Source organism: Rickettsia sp. MAE-05 (assembly GCF_057319745.1).
Map to the genome: position 1 here is coordinate 48,691 of NZ_JBLTIO010000002.1, position 17,886 is coordinate 66,576.

The following is a 17,886-nucleotide window of genomic DNA, read 5'->3' on the forward strand; positions in this document are numbered from 1 at the left end:
AAATAGTCTATAATCCTCAAACAGTAATAAGAGAGAATTATAGTTAAGGAGTTATGGCAAAAATAGATGTTAAGTGTAGATATTGTAACAACACAGAAGAAGTAATAAAGTCAGGATATTCAATTTCAAAACAACAGAGATATCAATGCAAGCGGTGTAATCGATATTTTCAATTGGAGTATATTAATAATGCATCTAAGCCTGGAGTTAAGGAGCAAATAGTAGAAATGTCAATCAACGGCTCTGGAGTTAGAGATACAGTAAGAGTATTAAAAGTGGGTATCAATACAGTTATCCGTGTTTTAAAAAATCTAGTATTAAAAACAATAAATCATTCTATCAGTACAACAAAAGTAATTATTGCTCCTGAGATAGATGAACAATGGTCTTATGTACAGAATAAATCCAGACAACGATGGCTTTGGTATGCCTTGGATAAGATTTCGTTAAAAGTAGTTGCTTATACGTTTGGTACAAGATGTGATAGCACATTAGAATCATTACTGAAAAAACTAGAGAATTTCAAGGTGACTTTTTACTATACAGATGGATGGGGGAGTTATGCTAGGTTATTAGACCCTAAAAAGCATATTATCAGTAAAAAATACACTCAACGGATAGAACGAAGTAACTTGAACCTTAGAACGAGATGCAAGAGGCTTGCACGTAAGACAATCTGCTTTTCCAAGTCATTGGATATTCATGATAAGGTTATTGGTACTCTTATTGAACGTATAGCTTTTTAATAGGCGTAACTGCAATATGGAGGCATGACCCATTTTTAGTATCTATTATATTATTTTCATTTTTATGCAGCGTAATACGTACTAATTCATCTTCGAGTAGAATAATGAGCCTCGCTATAAGGTCATACAAATTATTTAACGTATCGCTAATATCTTTAGTCATAATCTATCACCGTTTATAATCGGTGGAAGTCCGACAAAAGCTCTTTTTTCATTTAAAGTCATAAAATTAGCATTAGAGATTTTAGCCCATAAATTTTCACGCTTTTCGGTTAATGCAGATATAGAATCACGATCAAAATCAATAATAATATCTTCCTTAAAAAGATATGAAAACCAATTACTCATACTATCCGCAATTTTATCAAGTAAAGGGATTAGCGTTTCTTCCCATAAAGCAAGGCGAGCTTCCTGCATATTGCTATAGGTGTTATCGCCGTTAATACCTAGTAACTGCGGCGGCACTCCAAATGCTAAAGCTATTTCTCTTGCCGCAGAGTTTTTAGATTCAATGAAATCCATATCCTTTGGGTTGATACTCATTTCTTGCCAGCCAAGCCCTCCCTCAAGCAGCAAAGGCTTACCGGCATTACTATTACCGCTAAATTTCTCTGATAATTGAGCTTGCAATCTTTCAAACTGTTCATCGCTAAGATAACCGTTACTATCTTTTACTATTAATGCACCGGAAGGTCTCGCCCCGTTTTGTAATAATGAATGATTCCAATAAGAAGATTGTTGATGTAAATCTATAGGAAGCGAAGCAGCTTCTAAACAAGATAACCCGTAATGCTGATCTAGAGGATGATAGTTTTTTAGATGCAAGACTCTACTCATCTTAGCTATATGGTCAATCTTATAAATCCTATCACCTTTGCTACTTTTATATCTATAAGCAACTATATTGTCATGTTCTATAACAAGCTCAGTAGCAAGAGCCGGTAGTAAATAAATTTCTTTAGGATATGAATCCAGAGTTGATAAAATATAACTATTACCGAATAATAATTTGCTTGCGATTAACTCACTAAAAAAATCCGCTCCGGCTTTTTCAGGATTCGGTCTTTTTAGTAAATAATGTACCGGATGCTCTGATATTACTTCTCCGGTTTTACTTTTAAGCACTTTCCACGGCACATGTCCCGCCGATTGAGCAATTAAATTAATACATCTATATACTATAACATTTTCACGATAAGCTTCTATGCCTACCTTAACTCTTTTTAAGTTCCCGTATGCAATGTCGTTTAGTTCAATAAAATTTTGTGATTTAGTAGTACTATTCTTCCAAAATTTTTTCCAATAATTTTTTATCATATATCCTAATATATTTGTTGTTTTCAGGATTATATAATGATTTGGGAGGTAGACTAAGAGAACTTAAAATAAGTACCGGACAGTTTTTAAAAAGATTTCGATGTCATTCCTACGAAAGCAGGAATGTCTTGTTGTGTAGCCCGGAAAACACACTCGATGTCATCCCATGGCTTGACCTATAGTACCGGACAATTTTTGTTCTATGTCATTCCCGCGTAGGCGGGAATCCAGTAAAATAAAGCTTTTAAAAAAAGCTTTATTTTACAAAAACTATGTAATAAAAAATCTTTAAAATTAAAGATTTTTTAGTCTGGATCCCCGCTTTCGCCACAACTGTCCGAAGTTAAAATGAACAAAAGCTATTTAATAGCTAAAAATGGTATTTTTAACGTAAAACACTAAAAATACTACCAGCAATAGTTGTAAAAACAATTGCTTACTCTACTTATTTTTCAACTTCGGACAGTTGTGCGCTTTCGCGGGGATGACATTGGGATCTTTAAAAAAAATGTCCGGTACTATAGGATTGACCACGGGATCAAAAAACAATTAATCACTAAAATTATAACTAATATTTTTTCTAGCAGAACTTATATCTTTTAAACGTTCACAAACCTTTTCAAAAACTTGTTTAGGCAAGATATTTGAAGCATTAATTTGTAAAAATTTATCGTCTTTTAATTTAATCGAAAAAGAAGGTTCTTGGAATTCCGGTCCATCAATTTCTCTAGCAATTTTTATATAATAACCGATTATATGACTGTTGTAATAATCATTTTTACTAATCATTTTCTTAGCTATTTTATTAATCTGCATGTCAGTTTTAGCAGTATAAGTAACCGTAAGAGCAATGCCGAGCATAAGGCGCTGTCTATACTAAAAGGAATGTCTGAAGATAGTATAAATTCCGAAACAAAATTTGCTCTGAGCGTTTTATCAATATTTTTATTATATTGTGCTAGCATTATAGCGAGTTCAATAATAATAAGAGTCGTAGCATCGGAATTAATTAAAAGATATTGTACTGCTTCAATATATTTTTCAATTTTACATATATTTCTATCAAATTTTACTAATCTCTTCACCCTCTCATAAATAATATCTTTTTCTGTTTCATGAGACGGTAACGAATCAAATCTTACTCCTTCTTTTAAACCGTAATTTGAGATAATAATCTTTTCCGGTGAAAATACCTTAATCATCGCTTTTATTACTAGAACTGCATTATAATTTATGGCTTTCTGCTCGTAATAACTCAGCTTTAATTTATCGATTTGCGATAATTTCTCTAAATATAACTCAAACTCTACACGATTTATTTCAAAATTATGTAAATTTTTAAGGGGATAATTTATAGACTCCATATATATACGGCTCATTAGACGTAATGCACCGCCTGAAAAAACTAGAGAATTTCAAGGTGTGCAGCTCCAAATTCTTCCTCTAGCATTTTAGTAATCAGCCCAACATCACCAAAATTGCTACTAGCAATAATTTTTGTACCGAGCGGCAATGATTTTAATTTACCGACTTTTTTATTTCCAATCTGAGCAAGCTCAAGACTTCCACCCCCAAGATCGGCTACAATACCGAAAGCATCACTAATACCGGAAATTAATCCGGCAGCAGTTAAATAAGCTTCACGTTCACCTGAGATAATTTCAATATCAATATTGAATCTCTTTTTAATTATAGCTTTGAATTCATCTGCTTTAGGATGCCCCCTAAGTATAGCTGTTGCAACACATCTAATATTAGTAACAGACAGTTTGGTAAGAATATGGATAAGATATTGTAGAGATAAATATGTTTGATGTTTTACGTCTAAATTATCTAAATTAAGTAAATTTGTAAGATAATTTCTAAATTTATAATTAAAAATTTCCGGAGCTCCAAGCTCATCACTTTCATAAACTACAGCTCTTAAAGCATTTGAACCGATATCAATAATAGCTGAACGCATTTTTGGATCTTACTCATTATTTTCCGGAGCAGTTGTTGTTTCAGTCTCTTCTTGAGCCTCATTATTATTTGCCCTAGGATCAAAAGGTACTTGAGTAGGTACAAAAGTCGGCGGTAATAATCTACTAGTAAAAAACTTATCTTCGTAATACTTAATTTTACGAGATTTTATAGGCGGAAAGGATTCTATTAAAACAATTTGCTCATCTCTCGGTAACTGTATTACTTCTTGAGGTAAAAGTAAAGCTCTTTGAACTTGAGAAACGTTTTGGGTTCTAGTAGAAATATTAAGGTCAAAAAATAAAGGTTTACTAAATGATCTTTGTTCTACCGTCTTATTACCGACAAGCTGTGATATTAAATTTGCCGTTTCATAGTTATTAGCAGCAAAAGTAATACGGTATGTTGCATTAGATAAGAAAGAGTTCATCCCCGCATCTTCATATGTTCCTTTTAACTGCTGCGTATCTTGAATAATCAAAAATAACCGAACTCTATAACCTCTAAAATAAGCTATACCGGCTTTAAAAGTATCCATCTTTCCAAGTGTCGGGAACTCATCAAGCAAGAACATTACTCCATGCGGCTCTTCCTTTAAATCCGGCATTTTACGGCTTAAAAATTCTGTCGCCTGCTGATAAAACACCTGCATTAATTTTTGTAAACGCTGTATATTATCGGGTGTTAACCCTACATATACGGTTGTTTTGACTTTTTTAAATTCTTGTACATTGAAATCAGAAGATGCAGTAGCAGAATCAATAAGCGGATTTGCCCATAATTCAAGCGATGAGTTCATTGTAGATATTACACCCGAACGCTCTTTATCGGCTTTTTGTAAAAACGCAGCAATATTCATATATGCAACAGGATGTATTACACCGCCAAGCGTATCGAGTACGACCGCTAGATTATAAACTACGTCGTCACTTCTCATGGTACGCACTACTTCACCGAAAGATTTAGTTTTAGTAGGATCGGCTATTAAATATAAAGTTACACCTAAGAATAAACTTCGTGCTTCATTATTCCAAAAATCCTTTTCCGGCATTATAAGATTTGAAATTTTCTGCACGTCATCAACCATCTGCCCGGGCTTAGTACTAACCCAATCAATCGGATTGTAACAATGCGTAATACCATCGGGATTAGAAGGCTCCCATACAAAAACTTTCTGACCTTGTTTCTCACGCCAACCGCTCGTCAAACCGTGATTTTCGAGTTTTATGTCATGTACTACTACTGAATCACTCCAAAATAACAGATTAGGTATCACAAAACCCACACCTTTACCTGAACCTGTAGGAGCAAATAATAAAGCATGCTGGAACCCATCTGCAACAAAATATCCACTGGCATCAACACCTATTAACATACCTTTTTTGGATCTAAGACCAGCAGCCTCTATATCTGACGGATTAGCCCAGCTAGCATCTCCATATACTTTTTCCGGTTGCTCAAAAAATTGTAATGATTTTATTCTTTCAAAATTTTTAATGTAAAATATTATGACAACAATAGCAGGACCAAGAAGAGATGCAAGTAGCTTCAATTTTAAATAATTATAGTCGGCAATTTTTAACTGCCCCCAAACGTTAATAAGCCAGTAAGCCCACTTATAAGCAATATTTATAGCATTTATATCTACACCTAAAGCTCCAACCTCATTAGTAAAAATTGCAACAAATGCACCGCTTATCCAAATGGTACAAAAAATAACAACCGGATGAATTATAGCATGACCGAATATATTCCTAGTAACTTTAAGTATCTTATGCCATTCCATGAATTGATATTCCTAGTTTTTACTTATATGTTAGTTTTTGCGTGGAGTAATTTTTACGTCATTGCGAGCGAACGAAGTGAGTGCGGCAATCTCATGAAGTAGTATAAAACTCCTGAGATTGCCGCGTCGATGCTACGCATCTCCTCGCAATGACGCTTTCGCTACACCATACCCTCAGCATTCTTATTCTTCTTATAGTAAACCTCTGAAACATATCTTTTCCCACCGCTACCGCGTTTTAACTGCACAACGATATCTACAACGGTTAAAATATACTTCTTTACTTCGTCAGGCGGCATACCAAGATCTGCTTGCATAACCATAAGCTTTAACTGCTCAATAGCCATAGCGGGACTATCCGCATGCAGTGTTGATATTGAACCGGGGTGACCTGTATTAATAGCACGCAAAAAACTAAAAGCTTCCTTACCTCGCAGCTCACCTACTATAATTCTATCCGGTCTTAAACGCAAACATGCCTCTATTAAATCTTGAGTAGTAACATTTGCACGTCCCTGTCCTCCTTTGGAAGCAAGTAAATGCACTCTGTTAGGATGGCTTGATAGCACAACCTCACGAGCATCTTCTACAGTAATTAATCTTTCTATTGCAGGTATTTCAGTAAGTGCAGCATTAGTAAAAGTAGTTTTACCGGTTGAAGTACCGCCGCTAATTATGATATTTTTCTTTGAAACAACTGCATGTCTAATAAATTCTTTAATCTTTTTTTCGGCTAAGAAATTATTTAAAATTACTGCATCTTCATCTACTAAACTCTCTGTTGCAGTATCATCAAATGCTCCCATTTTAGCATATTCATCTAAAGTTAGATTCATACCGCTAGGCTTTCTTATAGAATAAATGATTTGTCCTATCTCACAAGCAGGAGGAAATACTATTTGAATACGATAACCGTTCGGCAAAGTTGCGGAAAGTAAAGGCTTTTCTTCCGAAATCATCTGTTCGGTAGATTGAGCAACTAAACGCCCTAATGAAAGTAGATGTTCACTATCCAATTCCGGTATTTGCTTAGAATATATATCGCCTTTTTTTTCAACCCATGCTTCCCCAGGCTTATTAACCATAATCTCGTTAATACCGTCTTCAGCAAATAAATTTTTAAAAGGAAGTAAAAACGTCTCTAAGGCTGCAAATTCTTCATTCATTTCATTACCTTTGATTTTAATAAAACGGCTTTTGGGAATTTATAATCCTTATTAACGTATATTCTAACCGGCGTACCTTGATTAACCGTTGTCGTCGGCTTAAACTGCTGCTGAGTTATCATATTTTGTACAACATTCGTCACATCCGTAAAAGCTTGAGTAGAAGCTTGTTGTGCTTGTGTCGGAGTCGATGCTATAGAGGTAGTAGTAAGCAAACTTGAAGCTGCCGTATTAACTGCCTGCACTAAGGTTTGAAGTCTCTGCTCAGCAGTATTCGCTGAAGAAGCAGTTTGTGCTGTTGTACATGCTTGAGTCATAGTAGTATAAGCAGTCGAAGTTTTATCGGTAATAGCAGCAAGTATATTAGTACAAATTGTAACTATCCTAGTATTTGCATCCATAGCGGTATTAGCCGCAATAGTTTGAGCAGTATTTAACAATTGTGTTGCCGTAGCACTATTGGTAGCTGCTGCCTGTGAATCTATAGGAGGCGGCACTAACTTATCAAGAACTTTAGCAAGACCTATATTAAAGCCGGATTGTAATACGGCATTTGCAAATTGTTCTTTATATTTATTATCGACTCTCCCTTGTAGTCCAGGTCTACCTAAATTATCAACTGCAGGGGAGTCAAATTCTATAGTATAACCGTTGGCCAAATCTATTCTATCCCATATTATAGATACTCTACCATAACTGCTCGAATCAGTTGAGGTTGCATATTTACCGAATATTTTTGATCCTTTCGGTATCAATATAACTTTATCTTTCTCAGAAAATACGTCTCTACTAATAATGGCTCTTATTTCACCGCCGAGATCACTATTTATTGCCGTTTCAAGTACTGCATCAATTAATTTACCGCGTCCAAGAACCAAAGACATATCACCGCGATCTTTAAAAGTCGCTTCTGCCGTAATCTGTTCCTGTGTTTTTTTAGGCTCTACACCACCAACTAATACTATAGCTGATTTTCTTTTTGCTTCACGACGTTGCTTCTCTGCATCACTCTCAACTAACGTTCCTGAAGTCGAAGGCAACGAAACCGGCGGCAATGGAAGCGTTTTGTCTTTATTCTCTTCTACAGGAGTAGTAGGAGGTAAGACCGGTGGAACTTCTACTACCGGAGGAGGAGGTGGTGGTGGAGCAGTAGGTGTCTCAAGCTTAGGCGGATCAGGTAACTTTGGAATCTCCGGAATATTATCATCAACATCAGTAACAGGTTTTACAATATTAGTCGGCACTTGAGTCTCCGGTATTTCTTCTTTTTTATTAGCGAAAAAAAGAGTATAAAAAATATATATAAAAATACCGCAAATTACGACTACTATCGCAATACTCTTATTAAAGCTAACTGAAACTTTTGATAATTCTCTCTGTACTTCAGGAGCATCTGCTCCTGATAAAGAACCGGTATTATTATTATCATTATTATTTTGCTCTTCAGCCATATCTAAATTATATTAGTTAAAGTGTTCTTGTTTTCATTCCCCGCGTGAATCAGTTTTTCCGTCATTGCGAGCAGTCGTAGACTGCACGGCAATCTCATGAAATAATAACAAACTCCTGAGATTGCTTCGTCAAAACTTACAGTTTTCCCTCGCAATGACGTATCTACACAACAATGACATCGATTAAAACCTTGCCATGTAATTACCATTTTTCTTAGGATAGTAAAATTTAATTACATATACTAAATCCCTTTCATTACCCATCATAAGTTCCGTAGAAGCGATATCAAATTCATAAGTTCTTTTATTAGTTATAATAGTCATATTTGTACGGATATCTTTTTCAAGAGGCTTAATAAATAATCTATTTGCCAAAGGAGTTATTTTCCAAGCATAAGCATCCCCAAGAATTATATTTTGGATTTCTTCATTTTTAGCAAATTCTATATGCGATTGAAAGCCAAAATGCAAAACTAATAAATAAACTTCATTTGGATTATATATATAAGTTTTTATCCTATTATCTTTAGTTATAGATAAATCATCTACATAATTATTACTACTATTATTACATGGATCATCTACAAGTGGACATTCTCGTTGTACTGTAAAACCACTTAATAATATAAAAACTAAAAAATAAAATCTAACTATTGTCATCGTCTACCCTATATCCGTTAACTTGAAACCCTACCGGATTTATGTCAAGTTCTGAATCTGTTAATTGCATAGGCACATAAGCATAACTTACTACCGCTATTTTATTATAAACTAATTGGCTTCCTGATGTTTCATTTACGGAAAATCTAACTATATATTTATCTGCTGCGATTTTTGACCATGATTTTATTACTAAAAATGTAGTATTATCTTCTTTATATTTTATCGTAGGATCAAAATCTTTATTTCTTATATAGCCAAGATAATTATAATAAACACCGCTTGTTGAAAATAATCTTATTGTCGTACGAGCTATCGTTGCAAAATCAACTGGATTATATGTTTCCCGTGCCGTTATGTATTTCTTTATAAAATACCTTGTAAGAGACTCATCCGCCGTTAATACCGGTGATGAAATAGGTTCTACCACCGAGGCACGTCCGGTATTACTATTAAGCTGAATAACAAAAGGATCAAACTGTTTAGATTTTACTACAAATGCTATTACTAAAGTTGATATAACCATAAAAATGGTTAGTAGTATTATTAATATGATAAGTAAGTTACGTTGAACAATTAACTTATCAGATCGCTCTTCATACCAATTCTGAGTAATTTTTAAAGGATTAGCTGATTTAATACTTTCTTGATTTTGTGTATCTCCTGAACCGCTTTTCGAGTTGTTACTTGATTTAAAGAAGCCAAATATATTATTCATATCAAAGGTATTTTTATTATTACATTGTTATTGTGTAAAACTATTACTTTTATGCTATATTTACTGAATTAACTGGTCTTCTTATACAAGGATTTACGCTTAAACTCGATCCATCATCTATATCAGCAGAAACGCATGGGCTTTTAATTTCATAAGGAGCTGAAGGGGTACATGACAGTAATTGAGCAAGCATAATTAATACTAATAGAAACTTTAATGATTTTAACATTCTAATTATACATTATTAAATTATCTTGTTACTATTTTAAAATTACCTTACTATACAATAGTTCACAAGCATTTTTTGAAAAAATCTATTTATAAATATAAAAAAATATTAAAAAGATTGTAAACTATTATACTCTGAAGTAAATAAAGAGTAGTTATACGAAGTTCAACTTGAGAGCAGAGCGTATACTTAATACGTGGCTACTGCGGACTTGTAAAGACATTGTCGCCAATTTTTCAAGTGGGACGAGTACAACATAATAACTACCATCAATAATTGTTATTGTATAATTTTAATTTATAATTTATTTTAATTTTAAAGTTAAACAATATTTGGTATTGTAGCAACAATATAAACTTATTTTATAGCTTAAATAACATTAAATTAACAAATTATAATCATATTATAATAATTATGATAGAGTTAAAACAGAATAAAATTAGATATTAATCTAGTAATTATGGACCCATTAACCAACGCAATACAAGAATATATAAAATCCGGCGAATATTTTATTGATGCAAGAAAATGGTATAATTTTAAGTATATCTTACCGTTAAGTCATAGAAGTCTTCTGCTTTTAATATGCACGATTTTTACCTTATTATTAACCTTAATTTGTATAAATATCAACATATTGCTACCAATAAACGAAAAGGTAAGTTATTTAATAAAAGATGATGCCGAAAAACAAGCTACCGTTACTAATACTAAACATTCAGCACTCGCCAATCCTTATATCTCTGTTGCAAATATTATGCTTCAGAATTATGTAAAACAACGAGAAGAATACAATTACGATATATTAAAAGAACAATTTACCTTTATCAAAAATGCTTCTACGAGTATTGTTTATATGCAATTTGCTAATTTTATGAATATTGATAACTCATTATCACCGGTCATAAGATATCAAAAACTATATAGACGCTCAATTAATATATTATCAATTAACAATATAAACGATAACGAGGCAGTTGTTACTTTTGAATCATTGGCACAAAATAGTACGGGTGAAATTTTAGAAAATATGGTATGGGAAGCAAGAATCGGATTTATAATGGATTCTATCAGTACAAGTACATCACCTGATATGCCCTTCAATTTTACCGTTACTAGTTACAAGCTAAAGTTATTAAGGAATAAAAATCAGAAATAATATGAAGCAACTAATAATATTTTGTACTTTTATAATACTTACATTAGATGTATTTGCTCTTACTATATCACGACCTCTAGGTCGAGACCCGCGTCTAAGAGTTATGACTTATAACCCTGACGATGTTTTCAAATTCACAGGGTATTACGGCTATCAAGCAAGTATAGAACTAGCAAGAGACGAGGAAATAGTCAGTATTTCTATGGGAGATACTACTTCATGGCAAATAGTACCTGCTGGTCATAGGATTTTTATTAAACCGATGGAACCGGATGCTACTACTAATATGACTTTAATTACTAATAAACGGACTTATTTCTTTGAACTATATGCCGCCGAAACTCTTGATATGCGTGATCCTGAAATGGTCTTTAACGTAAAGTTTCTTTACCCGGATGACGAAAATGACAATATGAGCGGTCATATGCAAACTTTTTCTGCTTCCCTAGCCAGTCCCGATCTTACTCATCCTGAAAAATATAACTTTAATTATTATATTAGCGGCAGCGAAGAAATAGCACCTATTAAAATTTTTGACGACGGCGAGTTTACTTATCTACAATTTAGAGATAAAAACGCTGAAATTTCCGGTATTTTTGCTGTAGATGATTCACTTCGAGAATCTTTAGTAAATTATCGCCTTGCTCAAGATAATCCTAATATGGTGATCCTTGAACAGGTTTTTCCTAAGCTCGCTATACGTAAGGGTAAAAAAGTCACATGCGTATTTAATCAGTCTTTCAAAGCGTATTAATGTCTACCAATGTCATTGCGAGGAGGTATTGTTGCGTGCGTGGTTCAGGTTTACCTCTGTCATCCCGTGGCTTGACCACGGGATTCAGTCTTTTTTAAATTTTTTTTGGATACCGTGGCGGGGCCACGGTATGACAATGTAATGTCACATTTAATATACTTTCTTACTTTGATTTTACTAACTAGCGGCTTATTTATAATGCTTACAAGCCGTAATTATATTCATAAAATTATCGGGCTTGGAATATTTCAAAGTTCGGTATTAGTATTTTATTTAAGTATCGGAAAAATTAAAACAGGCGGTGTACCTATTTTACAAGATGGGCTAACTACTTACACTAGCCCTTTGCCTCATGTATTAATGCTCACTGCTATAGTAGTTGGGTTTGCTACTCTTAGCGTAGCTTTAAGTTTAATATATCAAATTTATAAACATTTTGGTACAATATCAGAAAATGAAATTAATTTTGATAAATGATTTTTTCAATTATGTTATTCTATACCAAATCGTCATTGCAAGAAAATTACGAAGTAATTGACGAAGCAATCTCAGGACATTTGACGGGATTGCCACGCAGCCTACGGCTGCTCGCAATGACGATGGAGAATAAACTTCCATGATTCTAGTTAACCATTTCCCTATCATACAAATATTACTTCCTTTATTCGGGGCTTTACTCTCAATAATATCTTTTCGCTTTACCGCCATTGCACGAGTAATTACTACGATTTGCATTTTATCTAGCCTTTTGGTCAGTGTTTATGGATATAGCATTATACAAAATACGGAGCTATCTTACACCATGGGAGGATGGACTTCAGAAATAGGAATAGAATATCGGCTAAATTCACTAAACCAAGCTATTATTATTTATCTTAACTTGGTTTTATTATTCTTTTTAGTTTTTTGTCATAAGATTACTAATCGAACAATCTTAAAATATATCAACAACAATAGAAAATCTTTATTTTACGGTATATTATTATTTGCTCATACGGGCTATTTAGGAATGATTAGTACTAATGATTTCTTTAATTTATATGTGTTTATAGAAATTTCGGCACTTAGTAGCTATGTATTGATAGCCTCAGGTAATAATCCAAAATCTTTAATCGGAGCTTTTGATTATTTAATCATGGGGAGTATTGGAGCGACTCTTATTCTTATAGCCATAGGATTTTTGCTAAGTATTACAGGTAGCTTAAATATGTATGATGTTGCAACTTATCTACAAGAACATCATAACTCTCGTATAATCACTATGGCTACCTGCTTTTTCTTAATAGGGGCTATTTTAAAAACAGCTTTTTTCCCTATGCACTTTTGGATGATGAGAGCTTATAATAACACGGCTTCGGTTATTTTAGTATATTTAGCAGGGATTTCTACTATAATAGGAATATATATAATATACAAATTTACTTATATTATTATAGGCTATGAGACAATTAAATCCACTATTGCAAATTTTATAAGACCTATAGCTTTAGCTACTCTTATTATAGCTCCGTACTTTGCTTACCGAGCAAAAGACTTCAAGAATATTATAATTTATTCATGTTTTACTCAAATAGGTTATGTATTCCTATTATATGTTACGAAGGGCGGTATAATAATTTTACCGAGCTTATTACTTGCGGACAGTATAAATAAAATAGCTCTTTTCTTGATAGATGCTTATAATGAAAGCTATAAAAAGAATTCTAACAAAATTTTAACCATAATTATTATTATTTGCAGCTGCGGCTTACCTATCAGCCCATTATTTTTTATCAAAATAAATATTCTCGAATTATTATTTAGACAAAAACTATTATTAGATTTTGTTATAATCTTACTAAGCTCCGTAGGATCACTATTTTATCATTATAAAATGGTACTATTGTCATTCCCGCAAAAACGGGAATCCAGTAACCTTTAATGTCATCCCCGCGAAGGCGGGGATCCAGGCTAAAAAATCTTAATTTTTAAGATTTTTTATTATATAGTTTTTTTTAAGATAAAATTTTCAAAAAAGCTTTTAAGTACTGGATTCCTGCTTTCGCAGGAATGACATAAAAAGCCATACAGGATACTATCAAAAAAAGTATAATAGCTTATCATGATTACACAATTTACTACTCCGAGTCTTTTGATTCTATCAACTTTGCTAGTTGGTGCATTAAACTTAACTAGTCCGTATGCCACTAAAAAAGATAGTTTTATACGTAATTTTTTGCTTATTACTATCGCTATTTTTTTCTTCGGTAATATTTTAATTATAGATTGGTTGTTTTTAAAAGGTATTAGAGCAGGCTTTGAATTTAATATATTCGGTAATTACTCTATAGGATTCCACCTTGAACCTTTAGGACTTATATTCTTGAGCTTAATAGGATTTTTATGGATTTGTACTTTACTTTACACCCCTAAATATCTTGCTATTAATAATATAGAACACTCTTCTAGATTCTTATTTTTCTTTAACTTAACTATTCTAATTGGCGTTTTAATTGCCTTATCTAGCAATTTATTCACTATGTTCATTTGTTATGAGCTTCTAACTATTTCTACAGCTTTTTTAATAGGACATACCAAAAATAATATAGTACTTAGTGGGTTATATAAATATCTAAAAATTCTGATGATTTCTGCCACAATATTATTTTTACCAGCACTGATAATTATTTATGCTAAAACCGGTAACGGAGATTTTGCAAGCGGCAGCCTAGTAGAAAATTATTTTTCTCAAAGCCAATCCATTATCTTATTATTAATGTTTATTTTTGGAATTGCTAAAACTGCAATTTTTCCGGTGCATTCATGGCTTCCTGCCGCAATGGTTGCACATTACCCCGTTAGTAGCTTACTGCATGCTGTAATAGTAGTTAAAACAGGATTATTTTGTATTTACAAAATCCTATTATATATATTCGGTTTATCGTATTTACAAATGATATTTGCCGAGTTTAACTGGTTAATTTTCATACCGATAGTAAGCATATTTTACAGCTCATTCAAAGCACTAGGCACGGATAATATCAAAAAAATACTCGCCTATTCCACTATGAATCAACTAAGCCTTGCATTACTTAGTGCTTTCATGCTAACACCTAAAGCACTTGGAGCTGCCACCTTACATTTGGTTTCGCATTCTTTTACAAAAATCTGCTTATTTTACAGTATGGGAAGTATTTACAGTTTAAAGAAAGCTGACCAAGTACAGGATTTGCATGGAACATCTAAAGAGTTTCCTTTAATTTCTTTTATTATATCTATCTCTTCATTATCATTAATCGGTATACCCATCTTTAGCGGATTTATCAGCAAATTCTCAATATTGCTTGCTGCAAGCGAACAGAATCAAATTATCGTTATGATTGTCGTAATAGCTAGTAGTATATTCTCAAGCCTTTACCTTCTCAAAATATTAAGCTCTATTTATAAACCTTCTTTGGTAGAATCTAGTGTAACAAAACCACTCCCCTACTCTATGGAAATCAGTATAATCATTTGTGCCTTAGCTATAACATTATTTTACTTTATCCAAATCTTAATCAGAGAATTTTTAGCTTATATTACATAAATATGTATTTACATAATTTATGTATTTACATATAATCATACAATATGCAATTATTTTTGAGGATAAATATGGCACAAATTATTAGAGCAACAGAATTTGTACGATCTTTTTCAGATATTATGAATAGAGTTTACTATAAAGGCGAAAGCTTTGACGTGCAAAAAGGTAACCATATCGTAGCAAGGATTACGCCTGCAGAAACCAAGCCTTCTATAGCAGTAAGAGACTTAGAAGAAGCCTTTAAAAATGGTCCACATCTTGATCCTGAAGATGCTGATCAATTCATGAAAGACATCGAAGAAATAAGACGCAGTACTAGACAAGACATTAAAAAATTGGTTGAAAGATGGGATTAATTATTGACACTTCTATAATCATAGCTTTAGAAAGAGGAAAGGTAAGTACTAAGCAATGGTCACATTATGGTCAGGCTTATATTAGCCCTATTGTGTTAACTGAACTATTAATAGGAGTAGATAGAGTCAATAATGAGAATAAACGTATAAAATGTTTAGCTTTTATAGAATATGTAAAAAGTCTGTTTACTATATTACCTTTCGGTATTGAAGAAGTATATACATATGCACGTATTATTAATGATTTATATAAACAACGTATAACTATAGGAACCCATGACATGCTAATTGCAGCAACGGCAATAACGCATGGTTATTCTCTATTAACTCTAAATGTAAAAGACTTTAAAAGGATTCAAGGACTAGAAGTTTTAACAGTTTCTTCTAAAGATTAAAATGTTTATTCAAAATAGCAAATTTACATTTCCGCTTACTAATTTCGAGGTTATGTTTGATTTTAACCTGCAAAATCAGCTAATAGCTCTCGCATTTCTAATTGTTACTGCTATCTTAAGTCTTTATACAATTTCCCAAAATAGAAAATTTGAGACGCTAATAGGTAGTTTATACTGTTTATCCTCTATTATATGCGTATTTGCAGCTGATTTTATTTCTATGATAATCTCGCTTGAATTCATGACAATTTTTGCCTGCATAATTGTTTTTTGCGACCAATTAAAGATACAGCCGCTACGTCAATATTTCCTCACTCATTTATTCAGTAGCGGGTTAATTTTGATCGGCATGACTCTTCTAATCCAAGCAACAGGTAATACAGCTTTTATTTCTTTAACGGAATCAGTATATAATTTTGAGTTACCGGCAATATTCATACTTGCAGGTTGTTTGATTAATGCCTCAGCTATTTTTGTAAACGGTTGGGTGGTTAATTGCTATCCTACAGCTTCAAGTAGCGGTATTGTATATTTAATAAGTTTTACTACTAAAGTTACTTTAATTATCATTTTAAAATTATTTAGCGGTCTTGAGATACTTAAGTTTTTTGGAATATCAATGATTATTTACGGGTTAGTATTTTCTCTAATTGAGAAAAACCTTAAACGATTAATATGTTATCTTACCGTATCACAGCTTGGCTTTATATTAACGGCTATTAGTATAAATGCTCCAAACATAGCTTATCTTATTACAAGCTTTATATTCATACATATACTATATAATGGGTTATTTGCTTTATATTTTACTTATATAGAAGATGAATACAGTATTAAAAATTACCAAGATCTTCAGAATACTCAAATTAATTTTATTTTATTAGGCGGGTTTGTAGTTAGCATATTAATATATACATCTATACTGCCTATTAATTCTTCTTATATCAAAGACGGAATTGCCAATCTTTTAGATTCAAATAATATTATTATATTTTCCAAGATAGCAACTTGTACCGTATTATTTGGGTTGTTGATGGAGAGTTTACTCTCGTCATTGCGAGCGACTAAAAGGAGCGTGGCAATCTCGTCAAATATCCTGAGATTGCGTGCGTACAAAACTACGTTTTTCCTCGCAATGACGTTAAGGAACTTAACCTACCTCTCCTCGTGCATCATAACTTTATGCGTATGTTTATTCTACCCTGTTCAAATATCACATACTGCTAATTTTAAACTAGCTATCCTTGCAACCTCAATATTATTGGCTTTAATATTTAGAAAAATACCACGCATTTCGACAGAATACATAAACCTTGACCTATACCAATATATTGAAAAATTTATATATTTCAGTATCGGTAAATATAAAGAAAGGACAGACAGTACCGAAGATACAGAAGAATATCTTAATTTTAAGGTTATTTGGGATAATATTTTAGGTAAAATATCTGCTTGGCATAATCAGCAAACTGCTATATTTATTATATTATTTCTATTAATTAGTTTGATTTTAACACTCTGTCATCTAGTAGCTTGACCACGGTATCCAGAACAATAAAAAATTATTTACATTCTTAATCCCTAGATTCCTGCTTTTAGCTGAGAATGACATATACGAAGGT

Annotated in this window: 18 protein-coding genes and 1 pseudogene; 9 read left to right on the forward strand and 10 right to left on the reverse strand. The window is 32.6% G+C overall.

Going from position 1 to position 17,886, the window contains the following annotated elements; genetic code table 11:
- Positions 1–53 precede the first annotated feature (53 nt).
- Positions 54–746 (forward strand): IS1 family transposase, encoded by a 693-nt coding sequence (locus ACNFN7_RS03815; protein WP_485440928.1) that lies wholly within the window; start codon positions 54–56, stop codon positions 744–746.
- Here the strand turns inward: ACNFN7_RS03815 and ACNFN7_RS03820 are convergent.
- The 9 genes and pseudogenes from ACNFN7_RS03820 to ACNFN7_RS03860 form a co-directional block, all read right to left on the reverse strand.
- A complete protein-coding gene (locus tag ACNFN7_RS03820; RefSeq protein ID WP_485440929.1) occupies positions 724–909 on the reverse strand; it encodes a hypothetical protein in 186 nt (61 codons plus the stop codon). The genes ACNFN7_RS03815 and ACNFN7_RS03820 overlap by 23 nt on opposite strands.
- Complete coding sequence (locus tag ACNFN7_RS03825) at positions 906–2,063, reverse strand: phage portal protein (RefSeq protein WP_485440930.1); 1,158 nt, start codon at positions 2,061–2,063, stop codon at positions 906–908. Before ACNFN7_RS03825 ends, ACNFN7_RS03820 begins: the two co-directional genes overlap by 4 nt.
- A 549-nt stretch (positions 2,064–2,612) precedes the next feature.
- Positions 2,613–4,026 (reverse strand): annotated as a pseudogene (locus ACNFN7_RS03830) (Ppx/GppA phosphatase family protein).
- Positions 4,027–4,035: 9 nt separating this feature from the next.
- A complete protein-coding gene (locus ACNFN7_RS03835) occupies positions 4,036–5,811 on the reverse strand; it encodes a type IV secretory system conjugative DNA transfer family protein (protein ID WP_485440931.1) in 1,776 nt (591 codons plus the stop codon).
- A gap of 161 nt (positions 5,812–5,972) precedes the next feature.
- Positions 5,973–6,977: a P-type DNA transfer ATPase VirB11 gene (gene virB11 / locus ACNFN7_RS03840; protein WP_485440932.1), complete on the reverse strand. Its 1,005-nt coding sequence runs from the start codon at positions 6,975–6,977 to the stop codon at positions 5,973–5,975.
- Complete coding sequence (locus ACNFN7_RS03845; RefSeq protein ID WP_485440933.1) at positions 6,974–8,428, reverse strand: TraB/TrbI/VirB10 family type IV secretion system protein; 1,455 nt, start codon at positions 8,426–8,428, stop codon at positions 6,974–6,976. The genes virB11 and ACNFN7_RS03845 overlap by 4 nt, the downstream gene beginning before the upstream one ends.
- Positions 8,429–8,611: 183 nt before the next feature.
- Positions 8,612–9,088 carry a TrbG/VirB9 family P-type conjugative transfer protein gene (locus ACNFN7_RS03850; RefSeq protein WP_218460835.1) on the reverse strand — a complete coding sequence of 159 codons (477 nt, stop codon included), beginning with the start codon at positions 9,086–9,088 and terminating at the stop codon, positions 8,612–8,614.
- Positions 9,075–9,806 (reverse strand): VirB8 family type IV secretion system protein, encoded by a 732-nt coding sequence (locus tag ACNFN7_RS03855; RefSeq protein ID WP_485440934.1) that lies wholly within the window; start codon positions 9,804–9,806, stop codon positions 9,075–9,077. Before ACNFN7_RS03855 ends, ACNFN7_RS03850 begins: the two co-directional genes overlap by 14 nt.
- Positions 9,807–9,855: 49 nt before the next feature.
- Entirely contained in the window at positions 9,856–10,035 is a 180-nt protein-coding gene (locus ACNFN7_RS03860; RefSeq protein ID WP_011270796.1) for a DUF2706 domain-containing protein, read from the reverse strand.
- Positions 10,036–10,495: 460 nt separating this feature from the next.
- On the opposite strand from ACNFN7_RS03860, the gene ACNFN7_RS03865 reads away from it, so the two are divergent.
- From ACNFN7_RS03865 to ACNFN7_RS03875, 3 genes are all read left to right on the forward strand, one after another.
- On the forward strand, positions 10,496–11,194 hold the full coding sequence (locus ACNFN7_RS03865; protein ID WP_485440935.1) for a VirB8 family type IV secretion system protein: 699 nt from the start codon (positions 10,496–10,498) through the stop codon (positions 11,192–11,194).
- A gap of 1 nt (position 11,195) precedes the next feature.
- The gene (virB9, locus tag ACNFN7_RS03870; RefSeq protein ID WP_008580257.1) at positions 11,196–11,948 is read left to right on the forward strand and encodes a P-type conjugative transfer protein VirB9; all 753 of its coding nucleotides are present in this window, start codon (positions 11,196–11,198) and stop codon (positions 11,946–11,948) included.
- A gap of 141 nt (positions 11,949–12,089) precedes the next feature.
- Positions 12,090–12,425, forward strand: a complete 336-nt coding sequence (locus tag ACNFN7_RS03875; RefSeq protein WP_039594911.1) for a Na+/H+ antiporter subunit C — start codon at positions 12,090–12,092, stop codon at positions 12,423–12,425.
- 9 nt (positions 12,426–12,434) lie between these two features.
- Here the strand turns inward: ACNFN7_RS03875 and ACNFN7_RS03880 are convergent, their stop codons facing one another.
- Positions 12,435–12,683, reverse strand: a complete 249-nt coding sequence (locus ACNFN7_RS03880; protein ID WP_485441256.1) for a hypothetical protein — start codon at positions 12,681–12,683, stop codon at positions 12,435–12,437.
- Here ACNFN7_RS03880 and ACNFN7_RS03885 point away from each other — a divergent pair.
- From ACNFN7_RS03885 to ACNFN7_RS03905, 5 genes are all read left to right on the forward strand, one after another.
- On the forward strand, positions 12,565–13,869 hold the full coding sequence (locus ACNFN7_RS03885; RefSeq protein ID WP_485440936.1) for a proton-conducting transporter transmembrane domain-containing protein: 1,305 nt from the start codon (positions 12,565–12,567) through the stop codon (positions 13,867–13,869). The two genes, ACNFN7_RS03880 and ACNFN7_RS03885, sit on opposite strands and share 119 nt — an antisense overlap.
- Before the next feature lie 180 nt (positions 13,870–14,049).
- A complete protein-coding gene (locus ACNFN7_RS03890; RefSeq protein ID WP_485440937.1) occupies positions 14,050–15,513 on the forward strand; it encodes a proton-conducting transporter transmembrane domain-containing protein in 1,464 nt (487 codons plus the stop codon).
- A 44-nt stretch (positions 15,514–15,557) separates the two neighbouring features.
- Positions 15,558–15,869, forward strand: a complete 312-nt coding sequence (gene vapB / locus ACNFN7_RS03895) for a type II toxin-antitoxin system antitoxin VapB (RefSeq protein WP_011270790.1) — start codon at positions 15,558–15,560, stop codon at positions 15,867–15,869.
- Positions 15,860–16,264, forward strand: a complete 405-nt coding sequence (gene vapC, locus ACNFN7_RS03900; protein WP_011270789.1) for a ribonuclease VapC — start codon at positions 15,860–15,862, stop codon at positions 16,262–16,264. The genes vapB and vapC overlap by 10 nt, the downstream gene beginning before the upstream one ends.
- Before the next feature lie 52 nt (positions 16,265–16,316).
- Positions 16,317–17,801: a proton-conducting transporter transmembrane domain-containing protein gene (locus ACNFN7_RS03905; RefSeq protein ID WP_485441232.1), complete on the forward strand. Its 1,485-nt coding sequence runs from the start codon at positions 16,317–16,319 to the stop codon at positions 17,799–17,801.
- Positions 17,802–17,886: the final 85 nt, after the last annotated feature.